The sequence below is a fragment of the Paraburkholderia caledonica NBRC 102488 genome, from assembly GCF_000685095.1.
Classification (GTDB): domain Bacteria; phylum Pseudomonadota; class Gammaproteobacteria; order Burkholderiales; family Burkholderiaceae; genus Paraburkholderia; species Paraburkholderia caledonica.
In genome coordinates this window covers 32,982-51,684 of the sequence record NZ_BAYE01000030.1, presented here as the reverse complement: position 1 = coordinate 51,684, position 18,703 = coordinate 32,982, and the positions used below count along the sequence as shown (strand labels likewise).

Sequence of the window (18,703 nt, the reverse complement as noted above, 5' to 3'; positions counted from 1 at the left end):
ACGGACGTGCTCATCGGCGACGTCGCTGCGCAGGCGATTTCCTCAACTCAACACGTCTGAATCTGCCTGCGTTTGGGAAGTGATCGCGGCTTGATGTACTCGCGGATAGCGGATGGCGGCTGGACAGCAGTCTGGCGCATCGGTTTCGGCCTTATAAATTAAGGAGACAGCAGTGACGGATGCCGCATCGGTGGTTCCTACGCTGAGCGTGACGGGTCTGCAGAAGTCATACGGGCCGACCGTCGCACTCGGAGGCGTCGATCTTACTATTTTGCCAGGCGAGGTACACGCCATTCTTGGCGAGAATGGCGCAGGCAAGTCGACGCTCGTCAAAATACTAAGCGGCGTGGTAGCGCCTGACTCAGGGACCGCCGCGCTCGTTGGCTCGCCATACAAGCCGCAGTCGATTCTGCACGCTCGGGCCCAGGGCGATGCTACGGTTGTGGTGCAAGTCCGGCGCGTCGGTCTGTTACCCTTGAACTTTTGACGACCATGAGCCAATGAGCAAGCTGAAAGATCTCGAATGGTTGTTCAACGGGCGTCATTTCGACCGCGAAGTCATCGTCCTTTGCGTGCGTTGGTATCTGCGCTACAAGCTCAGCCTGCGTGATCTTGTCGAGATGATGGCTGAGCGCGGCCTGTCCCTCGCCCACACTACGACCCCGCGTTGGGTGAAGCGCTACACGCCGGAGTTCGTCAAACGCTGGAATCGGTTGGCTACGACAGCCGGTCAGTCGTGGAGGGTCGACGAGACCTACGTGAAGATTCGGGGCAAATGGGCCTGTCTCTACCGTGCCGTTGACCGAGCGGGAAAGACGATCGATTTTCGCCTCAGCGCCAGGCGCGACGCGGCGGCAGCAAAGGCGTTCTTCGCGAAGGCAATCAGGACTCAGGGACGCGCTCCTGAGACGATCACGCTAGACGGCTACGCGGCATCTGATCGGGCGGTCCGCGAGATGAAGACCGACGAGCCGCTACCCAGGCGAACGAAATTGCGTTCCTCGAAGTACCTGAATAACCTGATTGAGCAGGATCACCGCCACATCAAATCGCGCGTGAACGTGATGCTCGGATTCAAGCGGTTCCGCAGTGCCGCCGTCACGCAAAACAATCACCCCACTTCCTTCGCGGCCGCGCGCACTCGAATCGCCGCGAACGCCAGCGCGATCGAGGTGAGGCAATCGAACACGAACAGGCCCGCGGGCGTCAGGACCGTCATTGCAAACGAGGCGATCGGCGGTCCGCTTACGCCGCCGATCGAAAACAGTATCAGCAGCATCGCACTGGTCGCGACTCTCCGCTCCGACGAAGTCCTGTCGTTCACGTGCGACACGATCAGTCCATACAACGTGAACGACACTGCCACGTAGAGGAACAGAATGAGTCCGATTAACACGTGGTTGCGAACGACGATAAGCAAACCGCTCAGCACCGCCGAGAGCATGGCGACCTTGCTGACCAGCAGGGCACGGTCGAAACGGTCGGAGAATTTCCCCATCGGCCACTGAAGCGCGAGCGCGCCGATCAGCGCAACGCCCATGAATTCGGACAGGTTCTCGACAGAAAATCCAATGCGGGTGAGGTACACCGGAACCATCGCGTAAAACGAACTGTAGAGAAAGCCGGCGAGAATGCAGCCCGGCACCGCAAGCGGCGCCGCCCGTTGCATCTCGTTGACCGTGGCGCGCCACGCGTCTCTCTGCTGCGGCTTGAGCCGTTCGTCGGACAGTCTCACCGGCCAACCGTTCATCAGCGTGACGGGAATGACCGACGCAGAGAAGAATGCGGCGACCCTGAGAAACGGATGATCTCCCGTGGAATCGCCTGAAGACAGCAAGAACTGCCCCGCTCCCTGCGCGAGATAGTTGATGCTGAGATAGATACCGAATATGCGGCCACGAAGCGCATTGGGCACGCCGCCGTTCAGCCAGCTCTCCACCGCCGTGAAGATGCCCATGAAAGCGAAACCCGCCAGCAGCCGCAACAAGGCGAAGACCCACGTCGACTCGAACGCCGCGAACGCAAGCGCCAACACCGCGACGCCCGCCGAGTATGCAACAAAGGTTCGATGCTGCCCAACCCGCTCGATCAGCGAGCGGTTGGACACAGCGCCAAGAACGAAGCCGATGTAGTAGCACGACTGCACCAGGCCGACACCGATCATGGACACGCCCGAGTCGACCATTCGCACCGGCACCAACGTACTGAGCAAACCGTTACCGACGATCAATACCGCATAGCTCGCAAGCAAGCCGACGAGCGCCGTATAGTCGTACGTCGACGGCACGGAACTGGCCTCGTCTGTCGTCATGCCGTTCGCCGCGCCTACCAGCACCGCCTCGGAAAGCGGACCGGGACGCAACGTATCGGCGTTGGCATGAGCGTCTGTCGAAGCGTCGTCGAAAGCGGCACTGTTTATCGGATCGTCTCTTTGTTCTGCCATAACCGCGTCGATTGAAAGGACTGCGCCTCCACTGGTGTGCGATGAATCGACCCGTGTCCGCGTGCGACGACATGCCGGGATGCTGACGGGGAGCGCGTCGCCCCCTATCGATCCGCAATCCGCCGCCCCGCTTCGGCGCCTGAAGTCCGATACCAGTCCTGATCAGAAGAGATGCCGGAACGACACGAGCACGGCGGTCTGATTGAGACTCGACGACGGCGCGTCCGTGCCGACCAGCACCGCCTGTCCGAGCGGCGCCGCAAAGCTGTCCGTATGCGACGCCCGCTGATACGCGACCTGCATGTAGACGTCGGTACGCTTGGTCAGGTTGTAGTCGATCATTCCGCCAAAGTTACCCCAATGCGGCCGCGACTGACCCGCGTTGCTCTCGTAATGCGCCATCGTGTATGTGTACATCAGGCCCGCATAGAACGCCGGCGTGAACTGATATTTCGCGTTCACTTCGAAGTTATTAAACCTCAGTGAATTGGCCGCGTTGGCGAGATCGCCGAAGTACTCGCTGCCGGTCGCATTGGTCAGATTCGTGTGCGTATAGACAAACCCAACCGTCGCCGCCGACGTCAACGCGTAGTTGATGCCGCCGCCATAAATCTGGTTGCGCGTGGCGGTGAAGTTGGTGTCCGCCGCGGAAACCGCGCCGCCGGCATTGGTCGTCGCGTTGCCGTTGACCTGGAGATATGCGCCCGCCACCGTCACGGCGCCGCTCGAGTACTGCCCGGCCAGTCCATAAAGACGATTGTTCGCAAAGCCGCCGGCCGCGTTACTAAACGCGTACATGCATTCGAACGTGAAGCCCGCATATTTGTTGCTGACGAACTTCGCAGCCACACATTGAATCGCCGCCCACGGGCGGCAGACTCATCCGTAGGAGTACCACCTGACGCAGCGTTCACTTAGCAAGAAGCGGGCTGACTTGGCAGAACGGCGCGCAATCAGTAGCATTCTTGTACCAGAATGGACGAAACGTGCGCTATGCAAAATAGACCGGAAGGTATTGTTTATTCGCGCAATCGCCACGTCTGATATGCGCTTCAGCTCTAGCGGAATAAGGTGCTTTCGTTAGCCCACATTTCACCAAGCAGACAACACAAGAAGGAAGACGGATCATGACGATGAACAGACGTAACTTCTCGGCCGCCCTCGTCGCCGGCGCTGCCGCTTCGCTTATTTCTACCCGTGGCGCGGCAGCAACGCCTGCTCCGATGAAGGCGCGCAATATCGTCCTCGTGCATGGATTGTTCGCTGACGGATCGTGCTGGTCGGAAGTGATCGCGCGACTGCAGGCAGCGGGGCTCAATGCCACGGCTGTCCAAAACCCTTTGACGACGTTACCTGATGCGGTTGCCTCAGCCCAGCGGGTGCTGGAGCGGCAGGATGGTCCGACGGTTCTGGTCGGACATTCTTTCTCCGGAATGATCGTGACAGAAGCCGGTACGCATCCAAATGTTTCTGCCCTTGTCTATGTGGCTGCACGGGCACCGGATGCGGGCGAGGATTACACGGCATTGGCCAAGACATATCCAACACCGCCGGCCTCCGCCGGGATTGTCTTCGACGGCGACGAAGGACGTCTCACCGAGGAAGCGTTCCTGCGCGATTTCGCGGGCGACCTTCCGAAAGCGAAGGCCAGGGTTCTCTATGCGGTGCAGGAGCCCTTCCAGAAGGCTCTGCTCGCGGGCAAGACTACGCAGGCCGCCTGGCGATCGAAGCCGAGTTTCTACGCGGTTTCCACGGAAGACAGGACGATCAACCCCGATCTCGAACGTTTCATGGCCAAGCGCATGGGCGCCAAAACCATCGAGGTCAAGTCAAGCCATCTCTCGCTGATTTCCCATCCCGACGAGATCACCCAACTTATCATTGAGGCCGCTGGACAGCGCGGCTGATGTTCGTGACGTTGTTCGCGCGAGCAATGTGCACGGAAAGGCTAAACCTCTGCGTTAGACACCGCGAATGTCCCGTATCTCGGTTGAAGCGCCGTTTGAATGTCGTGCGCGCGCGTGAGCCGACGGCTGAATATGGTCGATTGGGTGAAGTCGCCAACGGCCGCTTATGGCATTCCGGTCCGCAAAATTGATTCCGCTGACTGACCGGTTTGGAGAAGGTCATCTGACCGAAGTGGGGCGGGAGTACGCATTGCCGACTGGCCGCTCCCGGGAGGCGAAATACCAATGACCGGTTTGCGGCGATGAGTTTGAAGCGCGGATGGTCTCAGCCCGGACCCTCAGCAGCCCCTCCATGTAGTCGATACGCTAGGTCAGCTTACAGCCCACAAGAGGTTAGCGAACGCTCAGCTAGCCGCTGTGTTCAGTTCGTGGGTGGCCGCTGCTCAGGAGAAAGCATTGACTGTCACCGCTTTCGCGAATACGTCCGATTAAGCGACTAGGTCATGCATATGCGATCACTCAGTCAGCCTCAATCGAAACAGTAGCGAGCCCCTGTCCGGATAGTCGTACTGTACGGGCAGTTCGCTGCCGGAAATCTGCTCGAATCCATGGCGCCTGTAAAATGTGTGCGACCGGGCAGCACTCGAGGGCGTATCGAGGACGATCGTAGTGAGCCCGCGCGAGCGTGCGAAGGCGATCAGCGATTCATACAGTCGCGACGCACAATCCTTGTCCTTGCCGCGCCAGTCGACGGCCACGAAAAATTTCTTAAGCACCGCCACTTCCGGCGTTTGAATCATTAAGCCGATGGTGCCGACGACTTTCTCTTGCTCATCGAGCGCGACCCAGAAAGCGCCGCCAGCCGACAGGTAACTTCGTTCGATGTCGACCAGGTCCGGTTGATCGTCGAGCGATATATCCAACCCCGCCTCCACATTCTGGATATTCAGGATCAAATTGACGGCTTCCTGCTGATGCGAAGCAGTGAACGAAACCACGACAGGGGCGTGAGAATGACGGGTGGACATGATGAATACCTTGGTCTTGGTTAAGGGAAAGGATCACCACACCTTAGCTGCGCAGGCACAGCGGCATCTAGAACGTTCTTGAGTCGGCGTGCCGGGCGACTGCGCCGGGCGTCATTCCAAACATTGCGCGAAAGTGCCGACCCATGTGGCTCTGGTCGGCAAACCCCGTTGCCATGGCGACTTCGGCAATCGGCATCGCGTCGAGGAGAAGGCGCTTGCACCGTAAGAGACGATGCACGAGTTGATAGCGATGCGGACTGAGGCCGTACACAGCCGAAAAGCGGCGACAGAACTCAGGCACCGACAGCGATGCTTCGCGAGCAAGTTCGGCAAGCGAAACGTTGCGATCCAACGATGCGCGCAGATATTCGCAGACTCTCTGAATCGACGGTTCCGCGGTCGCCGAGGAAAGCGAACCGGTATGTGTAGTGATTGGCTGCACCGCCGCGCACACGCCCTCCCAAAACAGCGACCATTCGATATGACACGAACGATCCTCGTTGGATGCAGCGTGGAGCCGCCGCGTCAGTGCAGCGAATTCCGCCACCAACTTCGGATGGGTCAAAGGCTTGACGATGGCCTCGGGTGCAATACGGTGGATGGCGCAACGCATACGCCACTCGACGTCGGGCACGTAGAGCATCACATACTCGCAGCCTTGTTGGTCCATGCCGCGTCCCGCGTGCGCGACACCCGGTGCGAGCGCGTAGATCTGGCCCGCTTCGACGATCGCAGTCTGGCCATCCCGCGGCGACGTGTCCTTCGCCCCACTCAGTACGGCACCAATTGCCCATGTATCGTGTGCGTGCGAGGCAAATCGGTGCCGGCTGAATCGGGCATGAAAAACCTCGACGTTCGCTGTCACGCAACGTTTGAGGCGCGCGAATTCCGAGGGGCCTGTGGGATATGGGGGCGCTGGCATGCGTGGAATTTTGCCATGACATGCATATCGTCCACGAGGGTTGCTCCGCGACGTTCGGCATCGAGGCGAAGGAATGACGGCGGTGGATTCAAAAGGCGACATTGGAGTCTTAACCGCTTCAACGGCGTCAACGGGGTCGACCTGAGCCGGTTGCCGCCCGGCTCCGTGCGGCCATGAAGAGTCGGTCGCCCACGCCGCCGCCCGGACGTCCGAGGAGCGCCGGGGCTGAAGCTGCACGTCGACACCTGCGCCGGCAAGCGGCGGCCTTCGGGTCGTTGTCGCCGAGGACCTTTGAAATACCTAGGGTTTGTACCCTATTTCGACAACTCTCAATTGTTCTGCAAGAGCTTAATCACAGGCCGCCTCCGGCCTAGACTAAAAGCACTGAAACGCAAACGGGTGTTTGCGGAAAATCAAGCCCTGGAGGTAAGGATCATGAAACTTGTTCAATCGCTCGTTGTGGCCGCTGCTCTCGCTATTCCGGCTGTATCGTCTTTCGCTCAATCGAATGAGGCGGCCGCACCGGTCAATTCTCTGTCGGGAACCCATCAGCATCTGCGTTCGTTCCGTCACGATGTTTCTCGCTTGGGCCACAAAATCCAGGGTTCAATTCGTCCGGATGCAAACGACGGGATGAAGCAGATTTACTTCGGTTCGTAAATCACCGGGGGTGAATTCTACAGGCCACTGTTGACGTCCACGCTTTAGACCGTAGGTATTCTGTAGTTGCAATGCATCGAAGCGCGCAGATCAATCTGCGCGTTTTCGCTTTTTCGAGAACCGTCCTACTGTGCCTGCATTTAGCTGCGAGCGATGTCCGCTTCGGCGGTCGATTTCTATCGACCGCATCGGGCAGGGACCGGTCACTTTTGGACGTTCGACGTCGTGGCCTGAATTTGACGACACCTTCAAGGTCATGTTGACTGGATGCTCCGTCCGCTACCTTTTCAACAGGGCCACGTAGTAGTCGGCGATGCTGTCCTCCGCCCCCTTTGTGATCCGATTGAATACTCGTGCCCATGGCCAGAAGCTGGACCCTGAGGTGGTTCGCAGACCCGGGAATCGGCTTCCGCCAAGGGTGACCATACCCCATTCGCCACCATGATTGCGGCGATACACCTCTCCGACGTAACTTCCGTAGGCTTTCGCAAATGACATAACATGTTCGTCCGTTGGCTTGGGACTCGTGCTGACGTAGGATGAACTCATTTGCGCCAAGGCCTTTTCGACATTAGCAATACTCGCGTCCGACCAGTCGAGTTTTATTCCGAACTGTTTCGCGGAGAAGTCGACGGCGTCTTGCGAGTAGGCTTCCGCAATTTTCTGGATTTTTGGATCAGGAGAAAAGGACTGGCCAGATGGGGTTTCTGCCAGCGCAACTCCACCGCGAACGCAAGCCATCAGGACGATCAGCGCTAACAGGAAGCGCTTTACGATTGTTTTCAAGAGGATTCCCACTCCAAGACAACTCTGAGTCGCTGCAGCGAGTCGGAGTGTTGATTTTTCGCCTCGACCGATCTCATACGTCGGAGCCGCCTATAAGCTATTTGAACGGCAGCTTTCGGCAAATCTGAAGGTCCCCTGTGGGTCCGGTCCATGCCTTTCGCATATCTACTACGATCAGTGATCTGCGAGGTTCGCGTCGGCCCGGCTCCGGCCATCTACGGACGTTGAACCAGCGCATTTTAGAATGCGCCTGCCTGCGTTTGACTGATTGGATAATTCGACGCAACTAGAGGTGCCAGAAGGCAATTCAACATTGGCTATATCGATGGCACATTGATGGTGCGGAATCGTCGCGACAGGAAAACACGATCGCGGTCACCGCCAGGGGAATGGTCCATGAAAGATCATGGTCGAGAACTTCACTTGGCACTTAATACATGATTTATGAGGAACGCCGCCAAGCCCTTTTATGTTTCCTGCAGCGTGTGCGCACTGCGTCTGTCGTGATCATCAAATAGCGTCAAAATTCCGCATTGCTAAACGGTAGCTACTGACCTAACCTTCCTAACACTTTGTGCAAGCGGAGGCTCGGCGGCCATCCGTTTCTCTACCATAGGACTCGGCATGAACTGTGATCCAACCGATACAGCCGTGGTCTTCATCGACCCGCAGAACGACGTGCTGAGCCCGAGGGGCAAGAACTGGGTCGCGGTCGGCGCTAGCGTTATGGAAAACAGAACCGTCGAAAACATGTTGAGGATCTTCAAGGCTGCAAAAGCCGCGAAGATCAATGTGTTCATATCTCCTCACTACTTCTTTCCGACCGACCTCGCATGGAAGTTCAACGGTCCGCTCGAAGCGGACGAGTTCGCAACCGGTACGTTCGCGCGAGAAGGCCCTCTGAGTCTCCAGGGACTTGAAGGTTCGGGCGCGGATTGGCTGGCGGAGTTCAAACCTTACATTGATGACGGCCAAACCATCGTCGTGAGTCCACACAAGGTATTCGGCCCGCAAACCAATGACCTTGTACTGCAATTGCGCAAACGTCACATGAGCAAAGTGGTGCTCGGCGGTATGCTCGCCAACATGTGCGTGGAGGCTCATTTGCGCGACTTGCTCGAGCAGGGCTTCGAAGTGTCGGTCGTAGCCGATGCGACCGCAGGGCCTCGTCATCCCGTCTGGGGTGATGGCTATAAAGCCGCCATGATCAACTATGCGTTTCTCGCACACGCGGTGGTATCCACCGACGACGTCGTCGCGGCAATGACCTGATCTTTCTGTCGGCATCCGAAATTCCTCGCTTCCCATGCATTTCTTGCAGCTTATACACAGTGCTGAGCCGCGGCTCGATATCCTCGAGCAAAGAAGGTGATCGCGGACCGGCCATCCGATTCAGGAGCATCGCAATGGCCAGTCCAGCTTCGAGTACTTCGTCTGCTGCCGAGCGCAACAGCCCTGCCGTTCCCGTCACCTATCATCGAACGGCAGTTGTGGATGGATGCAAGATCTTCTACCGACAGGCCGGTCCGCTCGACGCTCCCGTTGTGCTGCTATTGCATGGTTTTCCGACCTCGTCGCATATGTTCAGGAACCTGATTCCTGCACTCGCCGACCGCTATCACGTGGTTGCGCCGGACTACCCCGGCTATGGCCAGAGCGACATGCCGGATCGTGCCGAATTCGCCTACACGTTCGACCGCTACGCCGAACTGGTGGACGGCTTGCTCGATCAGCTCGGCGCGCGCCGGTACACGATGTATGTGATGGACTATGGCGCGCCCGTGGGCTGGCGGCTTGCGCTGAAGCATCCGGACCGTGTGGCAGGTTTTATCGTCCAGAACGGAAATGCCTATGACGAGGGCCTCAAGGCATTCTGGGACCCGATCAAGGCGTATTGGGCCGACGGTTCGGACGCGAGCAGGAAAGCATTGCTGCCCCTGCTCACGCTGGAGACGACCATCTTTCAATATACCGATGGCGTGTCCGACCGCACCCGTGTTTCCCCGGACAACTGGGTCCATGACCAGGCGCTGCTCGATCGCCCCGGCAACAACGACATCCAGCTCGACCTGTTCTATGACTACCGGACCAATCTGCCTCTTTACCCGAAGGTGCAGGCGTATTTCCGGGAATTTAAGCCGCCGATGCTGATCGTCTGGGGCAAAAACGATGTGATCTTTCCGGCGGACGGCGCGTATCCGTACAAAGAAGATTTGCCGGACGTCGAGACTCATCTGCTCGACACCGGTCATTTCGCGCTGGAAGACAAGGCGGACGAGATGGTGCCGCTGATACGCGACTTCCTTGCTCAAAAGATCGATTCAAGACCGTGATCGAACCTTATGGTGATTCCTATGCTGACGACGAATGTCGCCGGCATTGACATTTAATGTCTATGCGTGTCGGTTGGCGGGGTGTGTTCCTTCAACGCTGCACCACGACGGCATCTGCGCGGATTTCATCTAGTGGATGCCTTGCGGTTCCCCATCGAGTTACCGACGTCCATGGCATGTGCTGTGCCCCACTCGCATGACGCGGCGAGCGCTTGCCACGGCAGACCGACGTGTCGAAGCTCGATGATCTCGACCGAATTGTCGCCGCAGTGCAGGCGGAGAAGGGGCGTCTCGATGTTCTGTTCGCGAACGCTGGACTAGACTCGCTTGCGCCGCTCGGAGCGATCACGGAAGCGCAATTCGATCTTACATTCAACGTCAACGTGAAAGGGACGCTATTTACGGTCCAGAAGGCGTTGCCGCTGATGAACGCAGGTGCCTCGATTTTCCTGACCGGGTCGACGACAGGTTCGAAGGGGACGCCGGCGTTCAGCGGGTATATAGCGCAACGAAAGCGGCATTCCGCAATTTCGCACGCAGCTGGGCGCTCGATCTGAAAGACTCCGGAATCCGCGTGAACGTACTGTCTCCCGGTGCAACGGCGACGCCGGGCCTGATGGAGAGTCTTGTCTCCGGCGCTCAGCTCGATGCGATGCTCGGCGAACTTAAAGTTCAGACGCCACTCGGGCGTATAGCTGATCCGGATGAAACGGCTGCCGTGGCGCTGTTCCTGGCGTCGGACGAGAGTAGCTTCATGACCGGCAGTGAAGTGTTCGAATCAACGGCATGAAAACGACGGCGCGTCCGTCCGGCGAGACGGCGGGCGCCCGATCAAGAACTTCCATGACGTACCTCGACTATATGATTCTCAATCTTTTCCTTTGTACAGCGCCGATCAGCAATAGATCTACCGGAACTTGAAAGCAGCGCAGTCGTCTATTTCGCAACGGTCCAGCCTAACCGTTACCCACCATCGCCAAGCCAAGTGGCAACGTTCGTTTGGCAAACTTTCGAAGCACCCCGCGCGTTGAAGACGGCGTTGGGCTTGGGATGCGGTAACGGGTGCAGACGCAGCTGCACATCGGAACCCGAGATTTTTTCTATGGTGAGCTCTTTTGGGAACGAGCACATGCCGCAGCGTAATGAGTAGTCCGGCCCTTGAAAATCCCTACTTTCCTCAGCATCTGCCTGCGTCGCCTCAACAACGTATTCTGCAATCCTGAACGTTCTTCAGGACCAGCGCCGCCGTTACCCTCTCCGGCGTCGAACTAATGCATCGCATTCGCAAAGGCCAGTTCGATCTCACCAGCATGCACCTCAAAGACACCACTTCGCCCTCGATTTGGATGACGGTTCTTTCAGGTCGCTGAGGTCTCCGAAGCAAGAGCGATTTCTCGCCCGCCTACCGAGATTTCACCACTACCTCGTGGCGACCGTCGATTGCGGGCAGATCGTGAACCCGGACCCTGCGCAATCAGATCGGATCCCGCCAAACGTGACGACATTCTTGACGGGCCGCCGCATCGGGAAAACTCCAATATTCGCAATTTTCGACAAAAGTAAAATACGCGAAATCTAACAAAAGTTGGATATTTCTCCGAAATTTCGGTCCGCCGGGAACCAGGAAACGCACCGGCGTGGCTCACAGTTTCGGCCCGGGCGAATGCTCCCCAGCCACATAATCAGGAAGTCGGACTGTGAAACTTGACCAACGTGTAGCCGTGGTGACAGGGGCTGGCAGCGGTATCGGACGTGCGATTGCGTTGGCATTGGCGAATCGCGGCTGCGCGCTGGCACTGGCCGACATCAACGGGGCCCGTCTGAGCGAAACCAGCGCGATGACCACCGGCCTGGGCGCATATATGAGTTGCCACGTTCTTGACGTAGCCAGTCGCGAAGCGGTCGCTGGAATGCCCAAGGCCATCGCGAAGGCGCATGGTCGAGTCGATCTGCTGATCAACAACGCAGGCGTCGCGCTTGGCGGCACGTTCGAGCAGATCGACGAGGCGGATTTCGACTGGCTGATGTCGGTAAATTTCGACGGACTGGTCCGGATGACACGTGCGTTTCTGCCCTTGCTTCGTGCAAGCGACGAAGCACGCATCGTCAACGTTTCGAGCATGTTCGGAATCATCGCCCCGCCCGGACAAACCGCGTATTGCGCGAGCAAGTTCGCGGTGCGAGGATTCTCCAACGCCTTGCGTCACGAGCTTGCCGGAACGCGAGTCGGCGTGACGGTCGTGCATCCGGGTGGCGTGGATACGCGCATTGCGCGCGACGCGCGAGTGCCGGAAAGCGCGTCTGCGCAAGAGGTGGAAGAGGGACGCAACGCAGTGCAGAAGCTGCTGCGCATGCCGGCGGAGAAGGCGGCCAACATTATCGTGCGCGCGATCGAAGCGGATCGTTCGCGTGTTTTGGTGGGATTCGACGCAATGGTCGCCTCGTGGCTGGAGCGCCTCTTTCCAGTGGCTTACTGGCGTTTGCTCGCAGCGAGCGCCGGACTTTGATCGCCCAGGAGGCGACTTTGCAGCGGAGTGCCGCCAGGGCCATCGTTACTGGCCAGGTTCCCGCCGTGACAAGTGCTTCGACGCGATAAACCTTCAATTCAGATGTCAATCAGCCATGAAAACTCTCACAAAAGCCGGCGCAATGGCTACCGCCTTTCTTTCCACCTGCATGATTGCCGCGGTGTCCGTGGCGCAATCGGCGCCTGCCTCCGCACCTGCTAGTACAGCCACCGTGCCGGTCACGCCAGACAATTTCGCGCGAGCCGAGTCAGACATGTATTTCGGCGGGGTGGTCAAGCTTGGCGGCTTCGGCAAGTTCAATCACACGCGCGAGCCCGCGCCAATCGACAAGCAGACCGTCATTCGCCTGAATCGCGATACGCTTTATTCGTCGGCGGTGTTCGATCTGGAGGCGGGCCCCGTGACGATCACGCTACCCGACGCGGGCAAGCGATTCATGTCGCTACAGGTGATCGACGAAGATCAGTACACGCACGGCGTTTCCTATGGCGCCGGTAGTCATACGTTGACGCGCAAGGCGATTGGCACCCGGTACGTCGTGGCGGCGGTGCGAACGCTCGTCAACCCGAAAATCCCCAAGGACTTCGAAGAGGCCCACAAGCTGCAGGATCAGATCAAGGTCGCGCAAAAGAGCCCTGGGGAATTCGAGGTGCCCCATTGGGATCCCGTCAGCCAGAAAAAGGTGCGTGACGCCCTGCTCACGTTGGGCTCGACACTGCCCGATACCCGGCGCATGTATGGCGCGCGCACGGAGGTCGATCCGGTGAGGTTCCTGATCGGCGCCGCGCTCGGCTGGGGAGCCAATCCCCCCGAACAGGCGCTCTACCTCAACGTCGAACCCGCTCGCAACGACGGCAATACCATCTACAGGCTGAACGTCGGGCACGTTCCGGTCGACGGCTTCTGGTCAGTCAGCGTCTACGACGAGAATGGCTATTTCAAGCCGAATCCGTACAACGCGTATTCGCTCAACAACATCACCGCCAGCAAGAATGCTGACGGCTCCATCTCGATCGTGTTCGGCGGATGCGACGGCAAGGTGCCGAACTGCCTGCCTGTCACGAAGGGATGGAACTACATGGTTCGGCTTTACCGTCCGCAAAAGGAAATTCTCGACGGAAAGTGGAAGTTTCCCGAAGCGCGGCCAGTCAGCTAGATACAAGCCATGAATTCCCGGGCCGCGTCGGAACTCTCCCGCTTTTTGCGACGTGATGCGCGGATCCGGCGGGGGCGCCGATGCGGCAATCTACGGAGCTACAGATGTCACGCACGCTCACAACCACCGGAACGCTCGTTGCCCTTCTCGCTATGCTCGGCGTCCCCAATGCTTGGGCGCAGGCACTGGACGATTCAAACGTGCCCGGATGGCGCTTTAGCGTAACCCCTTACTTCTGGATGGCAGGCATCAAAGGCGATGTGGGTGCCTATAGCAACCTGCCCCCTTCGTCGATCGATGTGGGATTCTCGGACATCTTCAACCATCTGGACGGTCCCACCGCGTTCGTCGCAGGCGAAGCCCGGAACGGCCGCTTCGGCCTCCTCGCTGACGTGCAGTACCTGACAATCAAGGCGGACGCTTCGACGCCCGGTCCGTTATATGGAAGTGCCACCTTGAGGCAATGGAATTTCAACAGTACGATCGCAGGCGCTTATCGGGTCTACGATTCGCCAGCCGTCTCGGTCGACGCGCTGGTCGGCTCGCGCATCTTCCATGTCGACAACCAGATCGACCTGAGTGGCGCCATCCTGCCTCCTCGCAGCAGCAGTATCGGCGATACGTGGGCAACGGCGGTGGCTGGCGCCCGGCTCAATGTTCCTTTGCCGAACGGCTTCTTTTTCAATGGCTATGCAGACGTCGGAGGCTTCGGCATCTCTTCCGACTGGACATGGCAGATTTATGGCGGCATCGGCTACCGGTTCAAGAGCTGGCTTAGCGCGTACGCGGGATATCGCTATCTGGACGTCCGCCACCGGAACGGCGGCTTTCTCTACGACGTAAGTCAGGAGGGACCGCTGCTGAGCGTGCGCTTTAGTTTCTAGCCCGCCGCCTCAGCAATCGCACGCCGCGCTTCACTGATACCTTGAACAGCGCATTCGCCTCGCGAAATGCGCGACGCCTTGTGCCCCGGAGAACAAATGAATCTCGCTGCCAGCAATATCGGAAAATGCGTGACGCCGGCTTTTCGAGCCCATCAGGTGCGCTGACGTGCGATGTTTCGCGCATTCGTTCTTGCCTTCCCGCTCAGTTCTCTGACGGTCACGGCAGGCTATGCCGAAGCGGTGTCTACTACACAGGCACGGGCAATTGCGAGAGAAGCCACGATCTATGGGTTTCCGCTCGTCGACAGCTATCGGATTCAGTACTCGTACTTTGTCGACCGAAACAATCCTGATTTCAAGGCTCCATGGAATACGCTCGCGAATACCGCGCGCGTTTTCACGCCTCAGGACACAGCGGTCCAGACGCCCAGTTCAGATACGCCTTATTCCTTCCTGGGAGCGGACGTGCGCGCCGAACCGCTCGTTTTGACGGTCCCGAAGGTGGAGAAAGGACGCTATTACTCGCCGCAGTTCATCGACATGAACACGTTGATTCGCGTATGTTGGGACACGAACAACGGGTAATGGCGCAGGTCGATATCTTCCTCTCCAGCGCTGAGGAACGCACTTCATTAGGCTTCTTCAATGTGCTGAACTTCGTGCTTCAGTACTGTCCTACCGATCCCTCCGAAAATGCGCTGATGGAAAGCTTCACGAAGATCGGCATCGTCCCCGGCAAGCCGTTCGACGCCGACGCGCTCTCGCCTGACATGCGCAAGGCGCTGCAGGACGGCACGTCGGATGCCTGGGCCGAGTTCGCCGACTTCAAGAAAATAGAACGCGACACGGGCAAGCTGTCGAGCGCGGACGGCTTCGGCGACCGCGCCTTTACGAATGCCAATTACATGGCCCGCATGTCTTCGGCGGTACTGGGCATACGGCAACTCCAAGGCGGAAGCGATATATCCCGCCTACTTCCTCGACGCCGACGGCCAGAAGCTGAATGGCGGCCAGCGCCACACGATTCGCTTCGCGCCGGGGCAACTGCCTCCCGTCAACGCGTTCTGGTCATTGACCCTTTACGAGCTGCCGTCGAGCCTCTTTTACGCCAACCCATTGAATCGCTATCTGGTCAATTCGTCGAATTTGCCCACACTCAAACGCGATGCGGACGGCGGTATCACGCTCTACGTCCAGCACGACTCACCTGGCGTCGAGCGGGAGTCCAACTGGCTGCCAGCGCCTGATGGCCCGTTCTTTTCGGTCATGCGACTGTACTGGCCGAAGAAGCCCGCGCTCGATGGCCAATGGAAAGCACCAGCGATGCAGCGCATCCAGTAGCGTGGATTGCGCGGCTCATTGCGCGTTTGCGCTTCTTCATTCGGGAGCGCCCTCGCCTTTTCGCAGGGCCATAGGGGTAACGCCGTACCACTGACGACAGGCGCGCGATAGAGCAGACTGCGCCGGAAAGTCGAGCAGCATGGAGACCTGTCCGAGAGAGAGCTTTGTCTCGCGCAGATAGTGCAGAGCGAGCTCCTTGCGCAGATCGTCACGTACCGCCTCGAAGCTCGTCGACTCCGCGGCGAGGTGGCGTTGCATCGTGCGGGGATGAATGGCCAGCACATCGGCAACGCTTTCCTTGCTATGCCCCGAGGTGCCCAGCATCTGCTTGAGCACCTGCCTGACCCGGTCGGCAACGCTGCCCTGCGTTCCGCTGAAATTGCGAAAGATGTAGTCCTCCGCGATGCGCCGCAGCGTTACGTTGACGCTTTGCAGATCGGCCGCAAGCGTGCTTCGGCTCAGGTGCAGACTGGCCCTGGGCTGTTCTACTAGCACTTTGGCGCCGAAGAAATCCTCATACGCGCCAAGCGGCGCCAACGGCGTATGGGGAAGCGACACCGCGCGCAAGGCGTACCGGTCACCCGCAAGCAGACGAGTGAAGCTGTGAATATCCGCGAGGCAGAGATCGATGGTTTGTCGCTGGGTAGGCTGCTGGGTGGACCGATGCGAAAGCCTGATCTCGATGGACGCTTCGACCGCATCTTTCGCAACGGAACTTTGTTCGTGAACCGTATAGACGAGCCCGGAACTGTGCACGAACGTGTGGCGCGCGGCAAAGTCCATCGCGGCGCGGACGGTCGGCGCATTTCGCAGCGCAACACTAAGGGGTCCCAGCACGTCGATATCGTGATACCGCGACATGCGCAGACCAAAGTCGCAGCATGCCGTCTGCGTTGCACTGGCATCCAGCAACTGCATCACCGCTCGCAACGACACCATGGCGTCGTCACGGCCCAGCGCGCCTGCGTCGATGTGATAACGCCGCAACTGCCTCGCCGGATCAAATCCTAAGGTTTGCATGAGCGCTGGATAGCCTCGCAGCGCGCTGGCTCTCACTAAAGCATCCATGACTCGCAATGTAAAAAGACTGTCCCGTGATGTCAAGATTTTCGCACTAGCAACAGTTACAGTCCTCTCGCCAACAGAAACTATCGGAGACGTAGCATGAAGGTGAATTACGATGTTTTGATCATCGGAGCCGGACTTTCGGGAATCGGCATGGCGTGCCATCTGGCGAAGGCCTGTCCCGACAAGCACGTCGGCATTATCGAAAGGCGCAGCGCTATCGGCGGGACGTGGGACCTGTTCCGCTATCCGGGCATCCGTTCGGATTCCGATATGTTCAGCTTCGGCTACAAGTTCCGGCCGTGGCACGAGCTGAAGGTCCTCGCCGACGGGGACTCGATTCGCCGCTATATCGTGGACACCGCGCGCGAATACGGCGTCGACAGGTGGATCCGGTTCGGGCTCAAGATCCTGCGGGCGTCGTGGTCGAGCGATCTGCAGTGCTGGTCCGTTACCGCCTTGAAGGAGCAGAGCGGCGAGACCGTTACGCTCACCGCGAGGTTCCTGATCCCCTGCACCGGCTACTACAACTACGATCACGGCTATCTCCCCGACTTTCCCGGCTTCGAGCGGTTCAAGGGTACTCGTGTGCATCCGCAGCACTGGCCCGAGCGCCTCGACTATCGGGGCAAACGCGTCGTCGTGATCGGCAGTGGCGCAACCGCGGTAACGCTGGTACCCGCGATGTCGGGCGAGGCCGCGCACGTGACTATGCTGCAGCGATCGCCCAGCTATATCTTCTCCGTGCCCGCCTACGACAAGATCTCCGCCGTGCTGCAGAAACTGCTGCCGGCGCGCTCGGTCTACCGGATGGCGCGATGGCGCAACATCCACCTGCAACGCTTTATCTACAAGGCCGCCAAACGGTGGCCGAAGCGGGTCCGCTCGTGGCTGCTGTCCCACGTCGAGCAGCAACTCGGAAACGCGACCCATATGCGTCACTTCGCGCCCGAATACAACCCGTGGGACGAGCGGCTATGCGCCGTTCCCGATGGCGATCTGTTCAAGGTGATCCGCGAAGGCAAGGCTTCGGTGATCACGGACCATATCGTTACATTCACTGAAACCGGCATTCGCCTCAAGTCAGGCAGAACACTCGAGGCCGACATCATCGTGACGGCCACCGGGCTGCAACTCCAGTCGCTGGGTGGCATCGAAGTGCAGGTGGACGGACAGCCACGCCGTGCGGGCGACCTGATGACGTACAAGAGCGTGCTGATGCAGGACGTACCCAATATGGCGAACCTGTTCGGCTACACCAATGCTCCCTGGACCTTGAAGGTCGATCTGGCGGCCGGCTACATCTGCCGTCTGCTCGATCACATGGACCGTCACGGCTACGAAGTGGTGACGCCACGCGCCCCCGCCGGCGAGATGCTCGACGAAACCGTGATGGATTCATTGCGGTCTGGCTACGTCCAGCGTGGGCGCGACGGCCTGCCTCGCCAGGGCCAGGCGCTTCCGTGGCGTGTCATGCACGATTTCGCTTCAGATAGCGAAATGCTGACAAAACAACCCATCGACGATAGCGCCCTCGAGTTCACACGCGCGGCAACCGCCCGAACGACCGCGGACGTCGGCGCTACTGCTGCGGACGTAGCGGCAAGCGCAAACGATCCGGTCGCTTAAGGCGCCCCTTTACTGGACTCC

17 protein-coding genes and 3 pseudogenes are annotated in these 18,703 nt (G+C 59.0%); 14 read left to right on the top strand and 6 right to left on the bottom strand.

Going from position 1 to position 18,703, the window contains the following annotated elements; translation table 11 throughout:
- Positions 1-172: 172 nt before the first annotated feature.
- Complete coding sequence (locus tag BCA01S_RS39285) at positions 173-487, top strand: ATP-binding cassette domain-containing protein (RefSeq protein ID WP_027780221.1); 315 nt, start codon at positions 173-175, stop codon at positions 485-487.
- Between the two features lie 13 nt (positions 488-500).
- A pseudogene (locus BCA01S_RS37560) lies at positions 501-1,103 on the top strand (IS6 family transposase); the annotation flags it as partial.
- Between the two features lie 8 nt (positions 1,104-1,111).
- On the opposite strand, the gene BCA01S_RS31010 reads toward BCA01S_RS37560, so the two are convergent.
- Together BCA01S_RS31010 and BCA01S_RS35755 are read right to left on the bottom strand one after the other, a co-directional pair.
- Positions 1,112-2,443: an MFS transporter gene (locus tag BCA01S_RS31010; RefSeq protein WP_027780220.1), complete on the bottom strand. Its 1,332-nt coding sequence runs from the start codon at positions 2,441-2,443 to the stop codon at positions 1,112-1,114.
- 162 nt (positions 2,444-2,605) lie between these two features.
- Positions 2,606-3,292 (bottom strand): porin, encoded by a 687-nt coding sequence (locus tag BCA01S_RS35755; protein WP_052369550.1) that lies wholly within the window; start codon positions 3,290-3,292, stop codon positions 2,606-2,608.
- Positions 3,293-3,570: 278 nt separating this feature from the next.
- Between BCA01S_RS35755 and BCA01S_RS31000 the strand changes: the two genes are divergently transcribed.
- A complete protein-coding gene (locus BCA01S_RS31000) occupies positions 3,571-4,350 on the top strand; it encodes an alpha/beta fold hydrolase (RefSeq protein ID WP_027780219.1) in 780 nt (259 codons plus the stop codon).
- A gap of 515 nt (positions 4,351-4,865) precedes the next feature.
- Here the strand turns inward: BCA01S_RS31000 and BCA01S_RS30995 are convergent.
- Together BCA01S_RS30995 and BCA01S_RS35750 are read right to left on the bottom strand one after the other, a co-directional pair.
- Positions 4,866-5,306 carry a GNAT family N-acetyltransferase gene (locus tag BCA01S_RS30995; RefSeq protein WP_244146059.1) on the bottom strand — a complete coding sequence of 147 codons (441 nt, stop codon included), beginning with the start codon at positions 5,304-5,306 and terminating at the stop codon, positions 4,866-4,868.
- 139 nt (positions 5,307-5,445) lie between these two features.
- Complete coding sequence (locus tag BCA01S_RS35750) at positions 5,446-6,243, bottom strand: helix-turn-helix domain-containing protein (protein WP_244146058.1); 798 nt, start codon at positions 6,241-6,243, stop codon at positions 5,446-5,448.
- Between the two features lie 492 nt (positions 6,244-6,735).
- Between BCA01S_RS35750 and BCA01S_RS30985 the strand changes: the two genes are divergently transcribed.
- Positions 6,736-6,960, top strand: coding sequence for a hypothetical protein (locus BCA01S_RS30985; RefSeq protein WP_027780217.1), 225 nt, complete (start codon positions 6,736-6,738; stop codon positions 6,958-6,960).
- 279 nt (positions 6,961-7,239) lie between these two features.
- On the opposite strand, the gene BCA01S_RS30980 is transcribed toward BCA01S_RS30985, so the two are convergent.
- On the bottom strand, positions 7,240-7,746 hold the full coding sequence (locus BCA01S_RS30980) for a hypothetical protein (RefSeq protein WP_027780216.1): 507 nt from the start codon (positions 7,744-7,746) through the stop codon (positions 7,240-7,242).
- A 624-nt stretch (positions 7,747-8,370) separates the two neighbouring features.
- On the opposite strand from BCA01S_RS30980, the gene BCA01S_RS30975 reads away from it, so the two are divergent.
- The 9 genes and pseudogenes from BCA01S_RS30975 to BCA01S_RS39275 all read left to right on the top strand — a co-directional run bounded on the left by BCA01S_RS30975 (position 8,371) and on the right by BCA01S_RS39275 (position 15,988).
- The gene (locus BCA01S_RS30975; RefSeq protein WP_027780215.1) at positions 8,371-9,018 is read left to right on the top strand and encodes an isochorismatase family protein; all 648 of its coding nucleotides are present in this window, start codon (positions 8,371-8,373) and stop codon (positions 9,016-9,018) included.
- Between the two features lie 134 nt (positions 9,019-9,152).
- Entirely contained in the window at positions 9,153-10,079 is a 927-nt protein-coding gene (locus BCA01S_RS30970; protein ID WP_027780214.1) for an alpha/beta fold hydrolase, read from the top strand.
- A gap of 230 nt (positions 10,080-10,309) precedes the next feature.
- Positions 10,310-10,869, top strand: a pseudogene (locus BCA01S_RS38835) (SDR family NAD(P)-dependent oxidoreductase); the annotation flags it as partial.
- 448 nt (positions 10,870-11,317) lie between these two features.
- A pseudogene (locus BCA01S_RS39675) lies at positions 11,318-11,449 on the top strand (IS6 family transposase); the annotation flags it as partial.
- Between the two features lie 327 nt (positions 11,450-11,776).
- On the top strand, positions 11,777-12,586 hold the full coding sequence (locus tag BCA01S_RS30955; RefSeq protein ID WP_027780213.1) for an SDR family NAD(P)-dependent oxidoreductase: 810 nt from the start codon (positions 11,777-11,779) through the stop codon (positions 12,584-12,586).
- A gap of 115 nt (positions 12,587-12,701) precedes the next feature.
- Positions 12,702-13,763, top strand: a complete 1,062-nt coding sequence (locus BCA01S_RS30950; protein ID WP_084167032.1) for a DUF1254 domain-containing protein — start codon at positions 12,702-12,704, stop codon at positions 13,761-13,763.
- 104 nt (positions 13,764-13,867) lie between these two features.
- Complete coding sequence (locus tag BCA01S_RS35740; protein WP_052369548.1) at positions 13,868-14,647, top strand: hypothetical protein; 780 nt, start codon at positions 13,868-13,870, stop codon at positions 14,645-14,647.
- A gap of 171 nt (positions 14,648-14,818) precedes the next feature.
- Positions 14,819-15,232, top strand: coding sequence for a DUF1254 domain-containing protein (locus tag BCA01S_RS39280; RefSeq protein WP_027780211.1), 414 nt, complete (start codon positions 14,819-14,821; stop codon positions 15,230-15,232).
- A gap of 309 nt (positions 15,233-15,541) precedes the next feature.
- Positions 15,542-15,988, top strand: a complete 447-nt coding sequence (locus BCA01S_RS39275) for a DUF1214 domain-containing protein (RefSeq protein WP_027780209.1) — start codon at positions 15,542-15,544, stop codon at positions 15,986-15,988.
- A 36-nt stretch (positions 15,989-16,024) separates the two neighbouring features.
- On the opposite strand, the gene BCA01S_RS30925 is transcribed toward BCA01S_RS39275, so the two are convergent.
- Positions 16,025-17,092: an AraC family transcriptional regulator gene (locus BCA01S_RS30925; protein WP_244146057.1), complete on the bottom strand. Its 1,068-nt coding sequence runs from the start codon at positions 17,090-17,092 to the stop codon at positions 16,025-16,027.
- Positions 17,093-17,152: 60 nt separating this feature from the next.
- Between BCA01S_RS30925 and BCA01S_RS30920 the strand changes: the two genes are divergently transcribed.
- On the top strand, positions 17,153-18,682 hold the full coding sequence (locus tag BCA01S_RS30920; protein WP_027780207.1) for a flavin-containing monooxygenase: 1,530 nt from the start codon (positions 17,153-17,155) through the stop codon (positions 18,680-18,682).
- Positions 18,683-18,703: the final 21 nt, after the last annotated feature.

Bases quoted from the DNA above. Each gene is read 5' to 3' on its own strand.
- BCA01S_RS30950 (WP_084167032.1), top strand. From the start codon at position 12,702: ATGAAAACTCTCACAAAAGCCGGCGCAATGGCTACCGCCTTTCTTTCC.
- BCA01S_RS30970 (WP_027780214.1), top strand. From the start codon at position 9,153: ATGGCCAGTCCAGCTTCGAGTACTTCGTCTGCTGCCGAGCGCAACAGC.
- BCA01S_RS31000 (WP_027780219.1), top strand. From the start codon at position 3,571: ATGACGATGAACAGACGTAACTTCTCGGCCGCCCTCGTCGCCGGCGCT.
- BCA01S_RS30975 (WP_027780215.1), top strand. From the start codon at position 8,371: ATGAACTGTGATCCAACCGATACAGCCGTGGTCTTCATCGACCCGCAG.
- BCA01S_RS30920 (WP_027780207.1), top strand. From the start codon at position 17,153: ATGAAGGTGAATTACGATGTTTTGATCATCGGAGCCGGACTTTCGGGA.
- BCA01S_RS39275 (WP_027780209.1), top strand. From the start codon at position 15,542: ATGCCAATTACATGGCCCGCATGTCTTCGGCGGTACTGGGCATACGGC.
- BCA01S_RS31010 (WP_027780220.1), bottom strand. From the start codon at position 2,443: ATGGCAGAACAAAGAGACGATCCGATAAACAGTGCCGCTTTCGACGAC.
- BCA01S_RS39280 (WP_027780211.1), top strand. From the start codon at position 14,819: ATGTTTCGCGCATTCGTTCTTGCCTTCCCGCTCAGTTCTCTGACGGTC.
- BCA01S_RS30985 (WP_027780217.1), top strand. From the start codon at position 6,736: ATGAAACTTGTTCAATCGCTCGTTGTGGCCGCTGCTCTCGCTATTCCG.
- BCA01S_RS35740 (WP_052369548.1), top strand. From the start codon at position 13,868: ATGTCACGCACGCTCACAACCACCGGAACGCTCGTTGCCCTTCTCGCT.